This is a genomic window from Nocardioides humilatus (genome assembly GCF_008373755.1).
Classification (GTDB): Bacteria; Actinomycetota; Actinomycetes; order Propionibacteriales; family Nocardioidaceae; genus Nocardioides; species Nocardioides humilatus.
The window spans coordinates 1-757 of the sequence record NZ_VUJV01000104.1; the positions used below are offsets into that span (position 1 = coordinate 1).

A 757-nucleotide genomic window follows, 5' to 3' on the forward strand; every position below is an offset into this window, starting at 1 on the left:
AGATATCACAACCGTGTCGTTACGTGTGTAGTTTCACTGCGGGATCACAACAAACAAATAGTGTTCATGGAATATGTGCGTGCAGTGGCGCTGCGACGGTGTTCCGGCGCTTACAGCTTCCACGACGGCTGGGCATCGGAGATCTTGCGCGCGACGAATTTGAGCACTTCATCCAGCAGTACCACGGGTACTGAGAACTTCATTACGGTTACCCACTCGTCGAGCGACAGCGGCGTCACTTGGAACACGGCCGAAAGAACCTCGACGTAGAGGATGACGAAATGAAGAGTGAAGGAGAGCGCCATGGAGCCGACGAGCCACAAGTTTGACCAGGGCGGCATGGTGACCAGAGACTGATTCTCAGACAAGCTGTTCATGGCGTTTAACATCTCGATTGTGACCAGCACTGAGAGAGCCATCGGCATCGGGTGAGCGTCAGTGAACACTTTGCAGTCAACACCCTTAAATTCATCACCACCGCTGATACATTGTAAGTGATGAGTGAGTTGCCAGTATGTCATTTGAGGTCCGTACGGGGAGTACATGAACCACCAGGAGGCAGCGCCGACTGTGGCTGCACCTACGTAGCCACCGATAGCCATGTATCTGAAGAACAGCCATCCGGAGATGAGACCTTCGTCAGCCTTGCGAGGAGGCTTGTCCATGATGTCGAGATCGGGAGGATTGAATCCGAGGGCGGTAGCGGGCAGACCGTCAGTGACCAGGTTCACCCACAGCAGTTGGACGGGGATCAGAG

1 protein-coding gene is annotated in these 757 nt (G+C 54.3%); it reads right to left on the reverse strand.

Annotation, left to right across the window (positions count from 1 at the left end; all coding sequences use genetic code 11):
- Positions 1 to 110: 110 nt before the first annotated feature.
- The coding region (locus F0U44_RS24145) for a cation transporting ATPase C-terminal domain-containing protein (protein ID WP_188113646.1) at positions 111 to 757 on the reverse strand (647 nt) is incomplete at its 5' end.